We start from the raw sequence: 16,696 nt of genomic DNA on the forward strand, positions 1-16,696 counted from the left end.
ATAAAAATAAATGAAGCGAGTTCTTATTCCTGGCGTCATTTTATGTGGCGCTGATGTGGCGCAGGCCGTCGATGACAAAAATATGTACATGTCTGTTTTTGAAGAGATGACGGTCTATGCGCCTGTCCCTGTACCCGTAAACGGCAACACGCATTACACCAGTGAAAGCATCGAGCGTTTATCGACCGGGAATGGCAATATCAGCGATCTGCTGAGAACCAACCCTGCGGTACGCATGGATTCAACGCAAAGTACCTCATTGAACCAGGGAGATATTCGCCCGGAGAAAATCTCTATTCACGGTGCATCGCCCTATCAGAATGCCTATCTGATTGACGGTATAAGTGCAACTAACAACTTGAACCCGGCGAATGAGTCCGATGCCAGTAGTGCAACCAATATTAGCGGGATGTCACAGGGTTATTATCTGGATGTCAGCTTACTGGACAATGTGACACTTTATGACAGTTTTGTGCCGGTTGAATTTGGCCGCTTCAATGGCGGGGTAATTGACGCAAAGATCAAACGTTTCAATGCTGATGATAGTAGCGTGAAACTGGGTTATCGTACTACGCAGTCGGACTGGTTAACATCGCATCTCGATGAGAATAACAAAAGCGCATTTAATCAAGGTTCTTCAGGAAGTACTTATTACTCTCCAGATTTTAAAAAGAACTTTTATACTTTGGCGTTTAATCAGGAACTCGCCGATAACTTTGGCGTTACCGCCGGTTTATCCCGTCGCCAGTCTGATATTACCCGCGCGGATTATGTTTCGAATGACGGTATTGTCGCTGGTCGGGCACAGTATAAAAACGTTATCGATACTGCATTGAGCAAATTTACGTGGTTTGCCAGCGATCGTTTTACCCACGACTTAACCTTAAAATATACCGGCTCCAGTCGTGATTATAATACCAGCACCTTCCCGGAGTCTGATCGCGAAATGGGTAATAAATCCTATGGTCTGGCATGGGATATGGATACCCAGCTCGCATGGGCCAAACTGCGTACCACCGTTGGTTGGGATCATATTAGTGATTATACCCGTCACGATCATGACATCTGGTACACCGAACTTTCATGTACATATGGTGATATTTCAGGGCGTTGCACCCGTGGCGGATTAGGACACATTTCCCAGGCTGTAGATAATTACACCTTCAAAACACGCCTTGACTGGCAAAAATTCGCCGTGGGTAATGTTTCGCATCAACCCTACTTCGGCGCGGAATACATCTATTCCGATGCATGGACTGAACGCCATAACCAGTCTGAATCCTATGTGATTAATGCTGCCGGAAAGAAAACTAACCATACCATTTACCATAAAGGTAAAGGCAGCCTGGGAATAGACAATTACACGCTGTATATGGCGGATCGCATTAACTGGCGTAATGTGTCGTTAATGCCCGGCGTGCGGTATGACTATGATAACTATCTGTCAAACCACAATATCTCCCCGCGCTTTATGACGGAATGGGATATTTTTGCTGATCAAACCTCAATGATTACCGCAGGTTATAACCGTTACTATGGCGGGAATATTCTTGATATGGGATTACGTGATATCCGCAATAGCTGGACGGAATCGGTATCAGGCAATAAAACCCTGACGCGTTATCAGGATTTGAAAACGCCTTATAACGATGAACTGGCAATGGGATTGCAGCAAAAAATCGGTAAGAACGTTATTGCGCGCGCAAACTATGTTTACCGTGAAGCGCATGATCAAATCAGCAAAAGCAGTCGTACCGACAGCGCGACTAAAACCACCATTACTGAATATAACAACGACGGTAAAACCAAAACGCATTCGTTCAACCTCAGTTTTGAACTGGCCGAACCCCTGCATATCAGCCAGGTAGATATTAACCCACAAATTGTCTTTAGCTATATCAAGAGCAAGGGCAACTTGTCGTTAAACAATGGTTATGAGGAGAGCAATACCGGTGATAACCGGGTGGTTTATAACGGTAATCTGGTCTCTTACGATAGCGTTCCAGTGGCGGATTTTAATAATCCACTAAAGATCTCCTTTAACATGGATTTCACGCATCAACCGAGCGGGTTGGTGTGGGCGAATACGCTGACCTGGCAAGAAGCGCGTAAAGCTCGCATTATCCTGGGTAAGACGAATGCGCAATACATCAGCGAATATTCAGATTACAAGCAGTATGTTGACGAAAAACTGGATAGCAGCCTGACCTGGGACACCCGCTTGTCCTGGACGCCACAATTTCTTAAACAACAAAACCTGACGATTAGTGCCGATATTCTCAATGTACTGGATAGCAAAACCGCTGTTGATACAACGAATACCGGTGTGGCGACTTACGCCAGTGGCCGTACTTTCTGGCTCGATGTCAGCATGAAATTTTAATATTTCAGATTTTACTTAACCGGGTAAATTTGCCCGGTTTTTGCATGGAGATAATTATGAGACACCTCTGTTACTTACTGACGTTAGTGGCAACTCTGTTGTTCCCCGGAAAACTGTTTGCTGCCTTACCGCAGGATGAAAAGTTAATTACCGGGCAACTGGACAATGGCTTGCGATACATGATTTATCCGCATGCTCATCCAAAGGATCAGGTAAATTTATGGCTGCAAATTCATACCGGTTCATTGCAGGAAGAAGACAATGAGCGCGGTGTGGCTCATTTTGTTGAGCATATGATGTTTAATGGCACAAAAACATGGCCGGGTAATAAAGTCATCGAAACATTTGAGTCGATGGGCCTGCGTTTTGGTCGCGATGTTAATGCCTATACCAGCTATGACGAAACGGTGTACCAAGTAAGTTTGCCGACTACGCAGAAACAAAATCTGCAACAAGTGATGGCAATCTTCAGTGAATGGTGTAATGCCGCAACCTTTGAGAAACTTGAAGTAGACGCTGAACGCGGCGTAATTACTGAGGAATGGCGTGCCCATCAGGATGCGAAATGGCGTACATCTCAGGCGCGCCGCCCTTTTCTTTTGGCAAATACACGTAATTTAGACCGTGAACCTATCGGCCTGATGGATACTGTTGCCACAGTCACACCGGCACAATTGCGCCAATTTTATCAACGCTGGTATCAACCCAATAATATGACCTTTATTGTGGTCGGCGATATCGACAGTAAAGAAGCGCTGGCGCTGATAAAGGATAATTTAAGTAAGCTCCCGGCTAATAAAGCAGCTGAAAATCGCGTCTGGCCGACAAAAGCAGAAAACAATCTACGCTTTAATATTATTAATGATAAAGAAAACCGGGTGAACGGCATTGCACTCTATTATCGCCTGCCACTGGTACAAGTAAACGATGAGCAAAGCTTTATCGAACAAGCGGAATGGAGCATGTTGGTTCAGCTGTTCAATCAACGTCTGCAGGAACGTATACAGTCGGGCGAGTTGAAGACTATTTCTGGTGGCACTGCGCGCAGCGTTAAAATTGCACCCGATTATCAGTCGCTGTTTTTCCGTGTAAATGCACGTGACAATAATATGCAGGATGCTGCGAATGCATTAATGGCAGAGTTGGCAACCCTCGATCAACATGGTTTTTCTGCTGAAGAACTCGACGATGTTAAAACTACCCGCCTAACCTGGCTGAAAAATGCGGTTGATCAGCAAGCTGAACGCGATTTACGTATGCTGACCAGTCGCCTGGCGTCCAGCTCGTTAAATAATACGCCGTTCTTGTCGCCGGAAGAGACATACCAACTTTCGAAACGTCTGTGGTCGCAAATTACCGTGCAAAGTCTGGCGGAAAAATGGCAGCAGCTAAGAAAGAACCAGGACGCATTTTGGGAGCAAATGGTAAACAATGAAGTTGCCGCCAAAAAAGCATTGTCTCCTGCGGCTATCCTGGCGCTGGAAAAAGAGTACGCCAACAAAAAGCTGGCGGCTTACATCTTCCCAGGCAGAAATTTATCGTTAACAGTAGACGCTGACCCACAGGCGGAAATTAGCAGTAAAGAAACGCTGGCTGAGAATCTGACATCATTAACACTTTCTAATGGTGCCAGGGTTATTCTGGCAAAATCAGCGGGTGAAGAGCAAAAGCTACAAATTATTGCCGTATCTAATAAAGGTGATTTAAGTTTCCCTGCGGAGCAAAAATCACTTATCTCGCTGGCAAATAAAGCGGTGAGTGGCAGCGGCGTTGGTGATCTCTCCTCTTCCAGCCTGAAACGCTGGAGTGCGGAAAACTCGGTAACCATGAGCAGCAAAGTCAGTGGGCTGAATACGTTGCTCTCCGTGAGCGCGCGGGCTAATAATCCTGAACCTGGTTTCCAGTTGATTAACCAGCGAATCACTCACAGCACGATTAATGACAATATTTGGGCATCGCTACAAAATGCTCAAATTCTGGCGTTGAAAACGCTCGACCAACGTCCAGCAGAGAAATTCGCCCAGCAGATGTATGAGAAGCGCTATGCTGATGATCGTACGAAATTACTGCAAGAAAAACAGATTGCACAATTTACTGCCGCAGACGCGCTGGCAGCCGATCGCCAGTTATTTTCATCTCCAGCGGATATCACGTTTGTCGTTGTCGGTAATGTCGCAGAAGACAAACTTCTGCCGTTAATTACGCGTTACTTAGGATCAATAAAACACTCTGATTCGCCATTAGCCGCAGGTAAACCATTAACTCGCGCGACGGACAACGCATCGGTTACAGTAAAAGAACAAAATGAACCTGTGGCACAGGTTTCACAGTGGAATCGTTATGATTCCCGGACACCTGTAAATCTGGAGACGCGTATGGCGCTCGATGCTTTTAACGTCGCACTGGCAAAAGATCTACGCGTTAATATTCGTGAACAGGCATCTGGAGCATACAGCGTTTCTTCTCGCCTCTCGGTTGATCCTCAGGCCAAAGATATCAGTCATTTGCTGGCTTTTACTTGTCAACCAGAACGACATGATGAACTGTTAACGTTAGCGAATGAAGTGATGGTTAAGCGTCTGGCTAAAGGGATCAGTGAGCAAGAACTGAATGAATACCAGCAAAACGTTCAGCGCAGCCTCGATATCCAACAGCGTAGCGTTCAACAATTAGCGAACACCATTGTAAATAGTCTTATTCAATATGACGATCCTGCCGCATGGACTGCGCAGGAGCAATTATTGAAACAAATGACGGTAGATAATGTTAACACTACGGTTAAACAATATCTTTCTCATCCAGTGAATACCTTTACCGGAGTATTACTACCAAAATAATGACGTCCCCCGTCAACATATCGTTGGCGGGGGTTTTAGCAACAGACGTTATTTTATATAATAATTTTATGAATGCGTTCAAAATAACAACCGAGTACTAATAATGATATTTTAAGGGCTAATTTTTATGTGATAATTCACCAGAGTTAGAAAGCGCGTCAAAAATAATGACATACAACACCACACTACAACCCATTACACCCTACACTATTGTTTTTTAACGTAAATATATTTTTCCCATAATATCTCACGATAAATAACATTAGGATTTTGTTATTTAAACACAAGTCCTTTGCACTTGCTTACTTTATCGATAAATCCTACTTTTTTAATGCGATCCAATCATTTTAAGGAGTTTAAAATGGATAAGAAGCAAGTAACGGATTTAAGGTCGGAATTACTCGATTCACGTTTTGGTGCGAAGTCTATTTCCACTATTGCAGAATCAAAACGATTTCCGCTGCACGAAATGCGCGATGATGTCGCATTCCAGATTATCAATGATGAGTTATATCTTGATGGCAACGCTCGTCAGAATCTGGCAACGTTCTGCCAGACCTGGGACGACGAAAATGTCCATAAGTTGATGGATTTATCCATTAACAAAAACTGGATCGACAAAGAAGAATATCCGCAATCTGCAGCTATCGACCTGCGTTGCGTAAATATGGTTGCTGACTTGTGGCATGCGCCTGCGCCGAAAAATGGTCAGGCCGTTGGCACCAACACCATTGGCTCTTCCGAGGCCTGTATGCTCGGCGGGATGGCGATGAAATGGCGTTGGCGCAAGCGTATGGAAGCCGCAGGCAAGCCAACGGATAAACCTAATCTGGTGTGCGGCCCGGTACAAATCTGCTGGCATAAATTCGCCCGTTACTGGGATGTGGAGCTGCGTGAAATCCCTATGCGCCCCGGTCAGTTGTTTATGGATCCGAAACGCATGATTGAAGCCTGCGACGAAAACACCATCGGCGTGGTGCCGACTTTCGGCGTGACCTACACCGGTAACTATGAATTCCCGCAACCGCTGCACGATGCGCTGGATAAATTCCAGGCCGACACCGGTATCGACATCGACATGCACATCGACGCCGCCAGCGGTGGCTTCCTGGCACCGTTCGTCGCCCCGGACATCGTCTGGGACTTCCGCCTGCCGCGTGTGAAATCGATCAGTGCTTCAGGCCATAAATTCGGTCTGGCTCCGCTGGGCTGCGGCTGGGTTATCTGGCGTGATGAAGAAGCGCTGCCGCAGGAACTGGTGTTCAACGTTGACTACCTCGGTGGTCAGATTGGCACTTTCGCCATCAACTTCTCCCGCCCGGCGGGTCAGGTGATTGCACAATACTATGAATTCCTGCGCCTCGGTCGTGAAGGCTATACCAAAGTACAGAACGCTTCCTACCAGGTTGCCGCTTATCTGGCGGATGAAATCGCCAAACTGGGGCCGTATGAGTTCATCTGTACCGGTCGCCCGGACGAAGGCATCCCGGCGGTTTGCTTCAAACTGAAAGATGGTGAAGATCCGGGATACACCCTCTACGACCTCTCTGAACGTCTGCGCCTGCGCGGCTGGCAGGTTCCGGCCTTCACTCTCGGCGGTGAAGCGACCGACATCGTGGTGATGCGCATTATGTGTCGTCGCGGCTTCGAAATGGACTTTGCTGAACTGTTGCTGGAAGACTACAAAGCCTCCCTGAAATATCTCAGCGATCACCCGAAACTGCAGGGTATTGCCCAGCAGAACAGCTTTAAACATACCTGATAACGTTTAACGGTAACGGTGTCCCGAAACGAATCCGTTTCGGGACAATTTCCAAAGTCTGTTCACTGGCATTAGCAACGGAAAATATTGTTCTGAATGTGCTTCAGAACAAAACAGGTGCGGTTCCGACAGGAATACCGTTTTAGGGGGATAATATGGCTACATCAGTACAGACAGGTAAAGCTAAACAGCTCACATTACTCGGATTCTTTGCCATAACGGCGTCGATGGTAATGGCTGTTTATGAATACCCTACCTTCGCAACATCGGGCTTTTCATTAGTCTTCTTCCTGCTTTTAGGCGGGATTTTATGGTTTATTCCCGTGGGGCTTTGTGCTGCGGAAATGGCCACCGTCGACGGCTGGGAAGAAGGTGGTGTCTTCGCCTGGGTATCAAATACTCTGGGGCCGAGATGGGGGTTTGCAGCGATCTCATTTGGCTATCTGCAAATCGCCATCGGTTTTATTCCAATGCTCTATTTCGTGTTAGGGGCACTCTCCTACATTTTGAAATGGCCAGCGTTGAATGAAGACCCCATTACCAAAACTATTGCAGCACTCATCATTCTTTGGGCGCTGGCATTAACACAGTTTGGTGGCACGAAATACACGGCGCGAATTGCTAAAGTTGGCTTCTTCGCCGGTATCCTGTTACCTGCATTTATTTTGATCGCATTAGCGGCTATTTATCTGCACTCCGGTGCTCCCGTTGCTATCGAAATGGATGCGAAAACCTTCTTCCCTGATTTCTCTAAAGTCGGCACCCTGGTTGTGTTTGTTGCCTTCATTTTGAGTTATATGGGGGTAGAAGCTTCCGCAACCCACGTCAATGAAATGCGCAACCCCGGTCGCGATTATCCGCTGGCGATGTTACTGCTGATGGTGGCGGCAATCTGCTTAAGCTCTGTTGGCGGCTTGTCTATTGCGATGGTTATTCCGGGTAATGAAATCAACCTCTCAGCAGGGGTAATGCAAACCTTTACCGTTCTTATGTCCCATGTGGCACCGGAAATTGAGTGGACGGTTCGCGTGATCTCCGCACTGCTGTTGCTGGGTGTTCTGGCGGAAATCGCTTCCTGGATTGTTGGCCCTTCTCGCGGGATGTATGTCACCGCGCAGAAAAACCTGCTGCCAGCGGCGTTCGCTAAAATGAACAAAAATGGCGTACCGGTAACGCTGGTTATTTCGCAGCTGGTGATTACTACTATCGCGTTGATCATCCTCACCAATACTGGTGGCGGTAACAATATGTCCTTCCTGATCGCCCTGGCGCTGACGGTGGTGATTTATCTGTGTGCTTATTTCATGCTGTTTATTGGCTACATTGTGTTGGTTCTTAAACATCCTGACTTAAAACGCACATTTAATATCCCTGGTGGTAAAGGGGTGAAACTGGTCGTGGCAATTGTCGGTCTGCTGACTTCAATTATGGCGTTTATTGTTTCCTTCCTGCCGCCGGATAACATCCAGGGTGACTCTACCGATATGTATGTTGAATTACTGGTCGTTAGTTTCCTGGTGGTACTTGCCCTGCCCTTTATTCTCTATGCTGTTCATGATCGTAAAGGCAAAGCGAATACCGGCGTATCTCTGGAACCAATCAACAGCCAGAACGCTCCGAAAGGTCACTTCTTCCTGCACCCGCGTGCACGTTCACCACACTATATTGTGATGAATGACAAGAAACACTAACCATGTCTGAATGGTTATAAGACAAGGGAGCGATAATTCATCGCTCCCTTTTTCGTGCTCGCTGTCGTATTGACTTAACCGGGATAAGTACGAGAATGAGCGCACATCTGTTTACCGGAAACCAGCATATATGGATATCTGCTCCCGAAACGAGAAATTAGCGATTAGAAGACCAGCGGTACTGGTTGCACTGGCACTTTTACTGTGTAGTTGCAAAAGCACGCCCCCAGAGTCAATGGTGACACCACCAACAGGTTCGAAGCCACCAGCTACGACGCAACAATCGTCACAACCGATGCGTGGCATCTGGCTGGCCACAGTGTCTCGCCTCGACTGGCCACCGGTTTCCTCGGTTAACATTAGTAACCCCACCAGCCGGGCACGTGTACAACAACAGGCGATGATCGACAAACTGGATCATCTGCAACGTCTCGGCATAAACACGGTCTTTTTCCAGGTCAAGCCGGACGGTACCGCCCTGTGGCCATCGAAAATTTTGCCGTGGTCCGATCTTATGACCGGAAAGATTGGTGAAAATCCAGGTTACGATCCGCTGCAATTTATGCTCGACGAAGCCCACAAGCGTGGGATGAAAGTACACGCCTGGTTTAACCCTTACCGCGTATCGGTTAATACAAAGCCTGGTACTATCAGGGAACTGAATAGCACCCTGTCTCAACAACCGGCCAGCGTCTATGTGCAACACCGCGACTGGATCAGAACGTCCGGCGATCGCTTTGTCCTCGACCCTGGTATTCCTGAGGTTCAGGACTGGATCACATCAATAGTCGCGGAAGTAGTTTCCCGCTATCCGGTAGATGGCGTGCAGTTTGACGACTATTTCTATACTGAGTCACCAGCTTCACGGCTAAATGATAACGAAACGTACCGCAAATACGGAGGCGCATTTGCGTCAAAAGCAGACTGGCGGCGCAACAATACTCAGCAGTTAATTGCGAAGGTATCGCACACCATTAAAAGCATTAAGCCGGAAGTCGAATTTGGCGTTAGCCCGGCAGGCGTGTGGCGTAACCGATCACACGATCCGCTCGGTTCCGATACCCGAGGCGCGGCAGCCTATGACGAATCCTACGCTGACACGCGCCGATGGGTGGAACAAGGATTGCTGGATTACATTGCTCCCCAAATTTACTGGCCGTTCTCACGGAGTGCCGCACGTTATGACGTTTTGGCAAAATGGTGGGCGGATGTCGTTAAACCGACCAGGACCCGCCTGTATATCGGTATCGCCTTCTATAAAGTGGGTGAACCTTCAAAGATAGAGCCAGACTGGATGATTAACGGTGGCGTACCGGAACTGAAAAAGCAGCTCGATCTTAACGATGCTGTACCAGAAATCAGCGGCACAATCTTGTTCCGTGAGGACTATCTGAACAAACCTCAGACTCAACAAGCGGTCAGCTATTTGCAAAGTCGTTGGGGCAGTTAAACTTGTAACATGGCCGGTGCTTTACTCACCGGCTTGTTATCCTCTTGAAATATCCCACTAATAATCATGCTTATTTAAGCCAAATTAACCACGCAATTAACCACTCTTAGTTTAATAGCCATAAAACCCCTAATAAAAATGTATGAATATGAAAACCCTACGGTATTCGCTGTTTCCGAAAAATAATTACGATGGGCTATACTCTTCTGAAGAACAGTAGCGTAGATTGAAACTGTCCTAAGTCGCTTATTTGTTTTCAGTATATCTTCATATTTCAGGAGAATATGTGCAGTTAGTCGATCTCGCACGTTGCGTTTCGTTTTTGATTCCGTCTGCTTTCTCAGCCTTATAAGGGTGTGAATTATGGAGATGTATTTTAAAAGAATGAAAGATGAGTGGACCGGACTTGTCGAACAGGCAGATCCGCTCATTCGTGCCAAAGCCGCGGAAATTGCCGTTGCGCATGCCCATTACCTGAGCATTGAGTTTTATCGGATTGTCCGTATTGACCCGCATGCCGAAGAATTCTTGAGTAATGAACAAGTTGAGCGGCAGCTGAAAAGTGCGATGGAACGCTGGATTATTAATGTGCTTTCTGCCCAGGTTGACGATGTTGAAAGGCTAATACAAATCCAGCATACCGTCGCAGAAGTGCATGCCCGCATCGGCATTCCAGTAGAAATTGTCGAGATGGGGGTTCGGGTGCTGAAAAAAATCCTCTATCCGGTGATTTTCTCTTCGGATTATTCTGCCGCAGAAAAACTTCAGGTCTACCATTTCTCGATTAACAGTATTGATATCGCGATGGAAGTCATGACCCGCGCGTTTACCTTTAGTGACAGTAGTGCCTCAAAAGAAGATGAAAACTATCGTATCTTCTCGTTACTGGAAAACGCCGAAGAAGAAAAAGAACGCCAAATAGCCTCAATCCTTTCATGGGAAATTGACATTATCTATAAAGTTCTGCTGGATTCTGATTTAGGCAGTAGTTTGCCTTTAAGCCAGGCTGATTTTGGCCTGTGGTTTAACCATAAAGGTCGACATTATTTTAGCGGCATTGCCGAAGTGGGTCATATCTCCCGCCTGATTCAGGATTTCGACGGTATTTTTAATCAAACCATGCGTAATGCAAAAAATTTGAGCAACAAAACTCTGCGGGTGAGATTTTTATTACAGATAAGAAATACCGTATCGCAAATTATTACCTTGCTGCGTGAATTATTTGAAGAAGTATCTCGCCACGAAGTGGGTATGGATGTACTGACAAAATTACTTAACCGCCGCTTCCTGCCGACCATCTTTAAACGCGAAATTGCCCATGCCAACCGGACCGGAACCCCCCTGTCAGTGCTGATTATTGACGTTGATAAATTCAAAGAGATCAACGATACGTGGGGCCATAACACCGGTGATGAAATTTTGCGTAAAGTTTCTCAGGCCTTTTACGACAACGTCCGCAGTAGTGATTATGTTTTTCGTTACGGGGGAGATGAATTTATCATTGTTTTAACTGAAGCTTCGGAAAACGAAACGTTACGTACCGCAGAACGTATTCGCAGTCGGGTGGAGAAAACCAAACTGAAAGCCGCAAACGGCGAAGATATTGCCCTCTCACTTTCCATCGGTGCCGCCATGTTTAATGGTCATCCTGACTATGAGCGCCTCATTCAAATAGCCGATGAAGCTCTGTATATCGCCAAAAGACGAGGTAGAAACCGTGTTGAACTCTGGAAAGCCAGTCTTTAGATGCGCCAGGATGCAGAGGTAATCATGAAGCTAACCGATGCGGATAATGCCGCCGATGGCATTTTTTTCCCCGCCCTTGAGCAAAATATGATGGGCGCGGTGTTAATTAACGAAAATGATGAAGTGATGTTTTTCAACCCCGCCGCAGAGAAGCTCTGGGGATACAAACGTGAAGAAGTCATTGGCAATAACATTGATATGCTGATTCCGCGGGATTTGCGTCCTGCGCATCCTGAATATATCCGTCACAACCGTGAAGGCGGTAAAGCGCGCGTCGAGGGGATGAGTCGGGAGCTGCAGCTGGAGAAAAAAGACGGCAGTAAAATCTGGACCCGTTTTGCGCTATCGAAAGTGAGCGCCGAGGGTAAAATTTATTACCTGGCGCTGGTACGGGATGCCAGCGTAGAAATGGCGCAAAAAGAACAGACCCGACAATTGATTATTGCCGTTGACCATCTCGACCGACCGGTGATTGTCCTCGATCCGGAACGCCATATTGTGCAGTGCAATCGCGCATTTACCGAAATGTTTGGTTACTGCATTAGCGAAGCCAGCGGTATGCAGCCCGATACACTCCTGAACATTCCTGAATTCCCTGCCGATAACCGCATTCGTTTACAACAGTTGCTATGGAAAACCGCCCGCGATCAGGATGAATTTCTGCTGTTGACGCGCACCGGTGAAAAAATCTGGATTAAAGCCTCTATCAGCCCGGTCTATGATGTGCTCGCGCATCTGCAGAACCTGGTAATGACTTTCTCGGATATCACCGAAGAACGGCAAATCCGCCAGCTTGAAGGCAATATTCTCGCCGCCATGTGCAGCAGCCCGCCATTTCATGAAATGGGGGAAATCATTTGTCGTAACATCGAATCTGTTCTCAACGAATCGCATGTTTCGCTGTTCGCGCTGCGCAACGGTATGCCGATACACTGGGCGTCATCTTCGCACGGTACAGAAGTTCAAAATGCGCAAAGCTGGTCAGCGACCATTCGTCAGCGTGATGGCGCACCGGCGGGGATCCTGCAAATTAAAACCTCGTCAGGAGCAGAAACCAGCGCCTTTATCGAACGCGTGGCAGATATCAGCCAGCATATGGCCGCGCTGGCGCTGGAACAGGAAAAAAGCCGTCAGCATATTGAACAACTCATCCAATTTGATCCGATGACCGGTCTGCCAAATCGCAATAACCTGCACAATTACCTCGATGACCTGGTCGACAAAGCCGTCTCTCCGGTGGTGTATCTCATCGGTGTTGACCATATTCAGGATGTGATTGATAGCCTTGGCTATGCGTGGGCCGATCAGGCATTGCTGGAAGTGGTCAATCGCTTTCGTGAAAAACTCAAACCGGATCAGTATCTCTGTCGTATCGAAGGTACGCAGTTTGTCCTCGTGAGCCTGGAAAACGACGTCAGTAACATTACCCAAATCGCCGATGAGCTACGGAATGTGGTCAGCAAGCCGATAATGATTGACGATAAACCATTCCCGCTCACCTTGAGCATTGGCATCAGCTACGACGTGGGTAAAAACCGCGATTACCTGCTCTCCACTGCCCATAACGCGATGGATTATATTCGCAAGAATGGCGGTAACGGCTGGCAGTTCTTCAGCCCGGTGATGAACGAAATGGTGAAAGAACGATTGATATTAGGCGCAGCGCTGAAAGAAGCGATTAGCAATAACCAACTGAAACTGGTTTACCAGCCACAAATCTTCGCAGAAACGGGTGAACTGTACGGCATCGAAGCCCTTGCTCGCTGGCACGATCCTCTGCATGGTCATGTGCCCCCTTCACGGTTTATTCCTCTCGCAGAAGAGATTGGCGAAATCGAAAATATTGGGCGCTGGGTCATCGCGGAAGCTTGCCGTCAGTTAGCAGAATGGCGTAGCCAGAATATTCATATTCCAGCGTTATCCGTTAACTTGTCTGCGCTGCACTTCCGCAGTAATCAGCTGCCTAATCAGGTGTCTGATGCAATGCAAGTCTGGGGCATTGACGGCCACCAGCTAACGGTGGAAATCACCGAAAGCATGATGATGGAACACGATACGGAAATTTTTAAGCGCATCCAGATCCTGCGCGATATGGGCGTGGGTTTATCGGTAGATGATTTTGGCACGGGCTTTTCCGGATTATCCCGCTTAGTCAGTCTTCCGGTAACGGAAATCAAAATTGACAAAAGTTTTGTTGATCGTTGTCTGACGGAAAAACGCATCCTTGCCTTACTTGAAGCCATTACCAGCATTGGGCAAAGCCTCAATTTAACCGTCGTAGCGGAAGGCGTCGAAACCAAAGAGCAATTTGAGATGCTACGTAAGATCCACTGTCGCGTTATTCAGGGATATTTCTTTTCCCGGCCCCTTCCCGCCGAAGAAATTCCAGGCTGGATGAGCAGCGTGTTACCGCTGAAAATCTGACAAATTCCTCTCGCCCGCACTCGCGGGTTTTCATTTAACGTGACACTGTCACTTAAATACTGTGATTTCAGCTACGATTCCGGGAGATTCCTTCCTTAACTTCCCCTCTTGCACCAAAACTGCACTACGCTGCACAAATGTTGATCAAAAGTTAAAAAATATAACTTTAAGCCAGCATTCTGGCGCTTATCCCGGCATGGCATGAGATCTGCTTAAGCGGAAAGCGCAGCAATTTTTGTCTTATACAGGAACCGTTTATGTCGGATACCACCGAACTGGTTGATTTAGCCGTGATCTTCCCTGATCTGGAGATCGAATTGAAATACGCCTGCGCTGATAACATCACAGGTAAAGCTATTTATCAGCAAGCGCGTTGTCTGTTACACAAGGATGCGATTACCGCGCTGGCGAAAAGTATCAGTATCGCCCAGCTGTCAGGCTTACAACTGGTGATTTACGATGCGTATCGCCCACAACAAGCACAGGCGATGTTGTGGCAAACCTGCCCAGACCCGCAATATGTTGTTGATGTGACGGTCGGTTCTAATCACAGCCGTGGCACCGCGATCGACCTGACGCTTCGTGATGAGCACGGGAACATCCTCGATATGGGCGCAGAGTTCGATGAAATGCACGAACGTTCCCATGCTTACCATCCTTCTGTCCCGCCCGCCGCTCAGCGCAATCGCCTGTTGCTGAATGCGATTATGACTGGCGGTGGCTTTGTCGGTATCCCGAGCGAATGGTGGCACTTCGAATTACCCCTGGCAGCAAGTTACCCACTACTCGCTGATCAATTCACCTGTTTTATATCCCCTGGCACACAGCACGCCAGTTAATCAGGAAACTGTCATGAAGAGATCGATTTCGTTTCGTCCTACATTGCTCGCGATCGTCCTTGCCACAACAATGCCGGTTGCGCACGCCGCCGTACCGAAAGATATGCTGGTGATCGGTAAAGCTGCCGACCCACAAACCCTCGACCCGGCGGTGACAATTGATAATTACGACTGGACAGTGACCTACCCGTCTTATCAGCGACTGGTTCAGTACAAAACGGACGGTGATAAAGGCTCAACCGACGTTGAAGGCGATCTGGCGAGTAGCTGGAAAGCGTCTGACGATCAAAAAGAGTGGACGTTCACCCTGAAGGACAATGCTAAATTTGCCGATGGCACACCCGTCACTGCCGAAGCAGTAAAACTCTCTTTTGAGCGGTTACTAAAAATCGGTCAGGGGCCAGCAGAAGCATTTCCCAAAGATTTAAAGATTGATGCTCCCGACGAACATACGGTGAGGTTTACCCTTAGCCAGCCATTCGCACCGTTCCTCTACACGCTGGCGAACGACGGTGCATCCATTATCAATCCGGCGGTCTTAAAAGAACATGCGGCCGATGATGCCCGTGGTTTCCTCGCGCAAAATACCGCTGGCTCCGGACCGTTTATGCTGAAAAGCTGGCAAAAAGGTCAGCAATTAGTTCTGGTGCCAAATCCGCATTACCCCGGCAATAAACCGAACTTCAAACGGGTATCGGTAAAAATTATCGGTGAAAGTGCCTCCCGTCGCCTGCAGCTCTCCCGTGGCGACATTGACATTGCCGATGCGCTGCCGGTGGATCAACTCAACGCCCTGAAGCAGGAAAACAAAGTCAACGTGGCAGAGTATCCGTCACTGCGCGTCACCTATCTGTATCTCAATAACAGCAAAGCGCCACTTAATCAGGCGGATCTGCGTCGGGCCATTTCCTGGTCTACCGATTATCAGGGTATGGTTAACGGCATTCTGAGTGGTAACGGAAAACAAATGCGCGGCCCGATTCCGGAAGGCATGTGGGGATACGATGCGACGGCAATGCAATACAACCATGACGAAACGAAAGCCAAAGCCGAATGGGATAAAGTGACGAGCAAACCCACCAGCCTGACGTTTCTCTACTCCGATAACGACCCGAACTGGGAACCTATTGCTCTGGCAACACAATCCAGCCTCAACAAGCTGGGCATCAATGTGAAGCTGGAAAAGCTGGCGAACGCCACCATGCGCGACAGAGTGGGTAAAGGTGATTACGACATCGCGATTGGCAACTGGAGTCCGGATTTTGCCGACCCGTATATGTTTATGAATTACTGGTTTGAGTCAGACAAAAAAGGTCTGCCGGGTAACCGCTCGTTCTATGAAAACAGTGAGGTCGATAAGCTACTGCGCAATGCGCTAGCGACCACCGACCAGACGCAGCGTACCCGGGACTACCAGCAGGCACAGAAAATCGTCATTGATGACGCTGCTTATGTGTACCTGTTCCAGAAAAACTACCAACTGGCGATGAACAAAGAGGTGAAAGGCTTTGTGTTCAATCCCATGCTGGAACAGGTCTTCAATATCAATACCATGAGTAAATAA

Annotated in this window: 9 protein-coding genes; all 9 read left to right on the forward strand. The window is 47.7% G+C overall.

Translation table 11 applies throughout. The features are described 5' to 3' along the window. Positions 1-10: 10 nt before the first annotated feature. The 9 genes from yddB (at position 11) to ddpA (ending at position 16,696) form a co-directional block, all read left to right on the forward strand. Entirely contained in the window at positions 11-2,383 is a 2,373-nt protein-coding gene (gene yddB, locus AABJ99_RS12395; RefSeq protein WP_039021854.1) for a TonB-dependent receptor plug domain-containing protein, read from the forward strand. 56 nt (positions 2,384-2,439) lie between these two features. After that, positions 2,440-5,220, forward strand: a complete 2,781-nt coding sequence (gene pqqL / locus AABJ99_RS12400) for a M16 family metallopeptidase (protein WP_039021855.1) — start codon at positions 2,440-2,442, stop codon at positions 5,218-5,220. A gap of 361 nt (positions 5,221-5,581) precedes the next feature. Next, a complete protein-coding gene (gene gadB, locus AABJ99_RS12405; RefSeq protein ID WP_000358930.1) occupies positions 5,582-6,982 on the forward strand; it encodes a glutamate decarboxylase in 1,401 nt (466 codons plus the stop codon). Positions 6,983-7,137: 155 nt separating this feature from the next. After that, positions 7,138-8,673 (forward strand): acid resistance gamma-aminobutyrate antiporter GadC, encoded by a 1,536-nt coding sequence (gene gadC / locus AABJ99_RS12410; RefSeq protein WP_000246007.1) that lies wholly within the window; start codon positions 7,138-7,140, stop codon positions 8,671-8,673. 130 nt (positions 8,674-8,803) lie between these two features. After that, positions 8,804-10,123: a family 10 glycosylhydrolase gene (gene digH / locus AABJ99_RS12415; protein WP_000350375.1), complete on the forward strand. Its 1,320-nt coding sequence runs from the start codon at positions 8,804-8,806 to the stop codon at positions 10,121-10,123. 363 nt (positions 10,124-10,486) lie between these two features. Next, positions 10,487-11,869, forward strand: coding sequence for a diguanylate cyclase DosC (gene dosC / locus AABJ99_RS12420; RefSeq protein ID WP_338387341.1), 1,383 nt, complete (start codon positions 10,487-10,489; stop codon positions 11,867-11,869). A gap of 24 nt (positions 11,870-11,893) precedes the next feature. Next, a complete protein-coding gene (gene dosP, locus AABJ99_RS12425) occupies positions 11,894-14,293 on the forward strand; it encodes an oxygen-sensing cyclic-di-GMP phosphodiesterase DosP (protein WP_024211995.1) in 2,400 nt (799 codons plus the stop codon). 257 nt (positions 14,294-14,550) lie between these two features. Continuing rightward, on the forward strand, positions 14,551-15,132 hold the full coding sequence (gene ddpX, locus AABJ99_RS12430) for a D-alanyl-D-alanine dipeptidase (protein WP_039021789.1): 582 nt from the start codon (positions 14,551-14,553) through the stop codon (positions 15,130-15,132). 13 nt (positions 15,133-15,145) lie between these two features. After that, entirely contained in the window at positions 15,146-16,696 is a 1,551-nt protein-coding gene (gene ddpA, locus AABJ99_RS12435; protein ID WP_338387342.1) for an ABC transporter substrate-binding protein, read from the forward strand.

Source organism: Escherichia coli, assembly GCF_036503815.1.
In the GTDB taxonomy this organism is placed as follows: domain Bacteria; phylum Pseudomonadota; class Gammaproteobacteria; order Enterobacterales; family Enterobacteriaceae; genus Escherichia; species Escherichia coli_F.